This is a genomic window from Mesorhizobium sp. M7A.F.Ca.CA.002.15.2.1, from assembly GCF_003998715.1.
Classification (GTDB): Bacteria; Pseudomonadota; Alphaproteobacteria; order Rhizobiales; family Rhizobiaceae; genus Mesorhizobium; species Mesorhizobium ciceri.
In genome coordinates this window covers 1-3,730 of record NZ_RZPI01000572.1, presented here as the reverse complement: position 1 = coordinate 3,730, position 3,730 = coordinate 1, and the positions used below count along the sequence as shown (strand labels likewise).

Below are 3,730 nucleotides of genomic sequence, written 5' to 3'. Positions count from 1 at the left end.
CTCCAGGAGCAGACGACATCTTCGGAGGCATAGCAGAGGATTGCGTAGAGCATGGCTGGTCCTTTTCTCTGTCAAAGGACGAAACAGTAAGACCGATCCCGACATGACGTCGATAAAAAAATCCAGATGTGACGGATTTGGCCACCGTCGGCCGCGTCGGTCAGCTTTCTCCCAGTTTCAGCCATCGCAGCACGAGAGCTTCCTCGTCATCGAGACCGGCAATCGCCCGTTTGCGCTTGTTGGCCTGCGCCATTTCATCCAGCAACCGTCCCTCGGACCACGCTTCGAAGACCCGCGGATGGATATAGCATTTGCGGCAGACGGCACGCGTATTGCCCAGCCGTTCGGCAACCTTGTCGATGACGCTGTTCATCGCCCTGTTTCGCTGCGCCTGGCTTTGCGGCAGTTCCGTTTGCGCAAACAGCGACGCGGCGTGAATGGTGCCGCCCCAGGTGCGGAAATGCTTCGAACTGAAGGCGTCACCGACCGCCTCACGGATATAGCGGTTGACGTCCTCGGAGCGGACCGGCCGCCTGTCGCCGTCCTCATCGAGATACTGGAACAGCTTCTGGCCTGGCAGGTCCTGCGCGCCACGCACAATCCTGGCGATACGGCGGTCGGCCAGCTTCAGCTTCCACTCCTTGCCCGACTTGCCCCTGAAGGCAAAGCGCAGGCTTGAACCGACAATATCGACATGCCGGTCGCGCAACGTGGTCAGCCCGAAACTCTTGTTGTCGCGGGCGTAGGCGGCATTGCCGACGCGGATCATCGTGTTGTCGAGCAGCCAGACGACCGCGGCGACGACACGCTCGAACGGCAAGCCACGACGGCGCAGATCGCTATCGACCCTGTGCCGCAGGTCCGGCAGGCTCTCGGCGAAAGCGACAAGGCTCGAATATTTGGCACCATCGCGCTCTTCGGCCCATTGCGGATGATAACGATATTGCTTGCGTCCCCGCTGGTCCCTGCCGGTTGCCTGGATATGGCCGTCCGCGTCGGGCGAAATCCACACATCCGTCCAGGCCGGCGGAATGACGATCGCCTCGATGCGGGCTTTGGTGGCGTCCGAAACCGTCCGTCCGTCCGGTCCCTTGTAGGAAAACCCCTTGCCTGTCTTCAGCCGCCGGATACCAGGCTCGGCATCGCTGACATAACTAAGCGACGCATGATCGGCCGAGCTTTGTGCCCCGTTTTTGAACACGCCATCTGGCGATACAGCGTCCTCGCCAGCCGGTCGGCCGGGCGACATTCCGGATTTCTGCAACATGTCGGCTCCACGCGAATTCCGTAGATAAGCCACTGGCCGACCGCTGGTTCCACGCGCCGTCCGAAAACGGTGTCGAGCCTGCCTTCAGGCTTTCTCGAGCACAACCGGAATGACGTCGACAGCCTGCTCGCCGACCTGTCCCCCCGTGGTCTTGAGCACGCCGACGATCGGCGCCACGTCCGAATAGTCGCGGCCGTAGCCGACGGTGATATGGTCGTTGCTGGCCCGCATGCCGTTGGTCGGATCGAATTCCTGCCAGCCTGCGTCGCGCCCGCACCAGACCTTGACCCAGGCATGCATGGCATCGGCGCCTTCCAGCCGGGGCTTGCCCTTCGGCGGGATGGTGCGCAGGAAGCCGCTGACATAGCCAGCGGGAATGCCGAGCCCGCGCAGGCCGGCGATCATGATATGCGAAAAGTCCTGGCAGACACCGCGCTTCAGCCTGAAGGCATCGCTGGCCCGGGTCCGCACCGTCGTCGCCTCGCCGTCATAGGTGAAATCACGATGAATGCGATGGCACAGGTTCATGGCCGTGCTGGCGGCGGAACCGGCGATGCTGCTGCGTGCGTAGGCAGTGATCGCATCGTCGATGCCGGCATGGGTGCTGGCCGTCAGGAAATGGTGCGGTGCATCAGGTGCCAGAGACCGCACCGCGGCGAGCTCCTGCCTGAGCCGGGCGATATCGGGCGACACGTCGAGCCCGGGCTCGGGCCGAGACACCGACACGCGGGCGCTCATCCTGATGTCGAGCGCATCATGCGCGTCGCGAAAGGCGATCGAGGTGACGTTGTTGCCGAAGAAATCGGAAAAGTCGGAACGCTCGTTGGGCGCCGGCGCAAAGGACAGTGATGCGGCGATGACGCGCTGCACGCCTGATATCGTCGACGGCAGCACGCGCACCTGATGACGACCGCCGCCGGCAGCGGAAGCGTAATCATAGTGGAGATGAAGCCTGATATCGTAGAGCATGATTTATCCGAAATAGGCTTTGGCGAGGCTGTTGTAGAGGCCGCCGATTTCGTGGGCGAGCTCGTCCAGCGCCTTTGCCGTCATATCCGAAGGCTCCTTGATGGCGATCTGGGTGTTGAGCTGCAGGATTTCCTTCGCCGCCGGCGACATTTGCCCCTCCCCGCCGAGCGACGGCAACAGGCCGATTTCGGCCTTCAGCCTTTCGAGCTGGAACAGGATGGAGCGCGGGTTAAGCGGATCGAGCGCCAGCAGGTCGATCACCGTGCGCCGGCCGGCCTGCACCGGATATTGGCGGCGATGGGTCATCACGCTGTCGCCGATCTCCAGCATCATGTCGAGCGCGCCGTCCGGCGCCTTGGCGCTGGTCAGCCGCGACAGCGTGCGGGAGATCTGGATGCCGCGCTCCAGCCGGCGGCCGATCTCGAGGAAGCGCCAACCGGCGAAGCGGTACATGTTCTCGTGCAGCAGGCCGGAAAAGCCGGCGAGCTTACGCAGGATGACTGTCATCGCCCGGGTCGCGTCGTCGCCGGGCGCGACCGTCGTTGCGAACTGATGGATGGTTTTCGACAGGTCCTTCAGCGCCAGCCAGCCGTCGGGCGAGAAGCGGTCGCGAATCTGCCCGGCGCTGTAGACCGCGCTATCCAGCGTGCCGATCAGCCCTGACGGGATCGCCGTCTCGACGTCGATGCCGAAAGGTTCGAGATAATCCCTGATGTCGGCGAGCAGCGGCATGTCCGGGTCGGACGTTTCGGCGAGCCGCACATGGTAGGCGCGCAGGATGCGCACCGTGTCTTCCGAGCGCTCGATGTAGCGGCCGAGCCAGGTCAGGTTCTCCGCCGCGCGACTGGGCAGGCTGCCGGGCCTGGTGCGGCTGAAACTGTCGCCTTCCTGCGGCAGCAGCGTCTCGCGCTCCACCGGTTTGTCGCTGACAACCCAGACATCCGCCGCCTGGCCGCCACGCTGCATGGCGATCGCCGTCGGGTCGAGCGACAGGCCGATGCGGGCAAAACCGCCCGGCATCACCGTCCAGCCCTCCGGCGTTCGCGCCAGGTAGACGCGCAGGCTCGCTGGCCGCGGCTCCAGCCACCCGCCGACATAGACGGGCGTCGTCGAAAGCGTCACCGCTTCCTGGCCGACAAAATCGCCGCCATCGCGTTCGATGCGCGCCACCAGCTCCGCCCGCTCTCCGGCCGACAGCGCCGAACCGAGCTTCGTTGAATCGTCATCCTCGAAGGCAAGTCTCGTCGATAGCGCCGGGCCGATCACCATGCGATCGATGTTGGCCAGCACATGCGCGCGTTCGGTTGCTTGCCCGCACCACCATGTCGCGACGCTTGGCAGCAGCAATTCCTCGCCCCGCAAGGCCCGTGAAATCTTGGGCAGGAAGGCGAGCAGCGCACGCGTCTCCATCAGGCCGGAGCCAAGCGCATTGACGGTAGCAACCGCGCCCTGGCGGATCGCCTCGACCAGGCCCGGCGTGCCGATCTGCGAATC

At 64.4% G+C, this 3,730-nt stretch carries 3 protein-coding genes; all 3 read right to left on the bottom strand.

What is annotated here, in order from left to right:
• Positions 1–160 precede the first annotated feature (160 nt).
• Entirely contained in the window at positions 161–1,267 is a 1,107-nt protein-coding gene (locus tag ENZ74_RS25305) for a DNA topoisomerase IB (protein ID WP_127313063.1), read from the bottom strand.
• 84 nt (positions 1,268–1,351) lie between these two features.
• Entirely contained in the window at positions 1,352–2,236 is an 885-nt protein-coding gene (locus tag ENZ74_RS25300) for a transglutaminase family protein (RefSeq protein WP_013529827.1), read from the bottom strand.
• Between the two features lie 3 nt (positions 2,237–2,239).
• On the bottom strand, positions 2,240–3,730 hold a 1,491-nt coding region (locus ENZ74_RS25295), incomplete at its 5' end, for an alpha-E domain-containing protein (protein WP_206522326.1).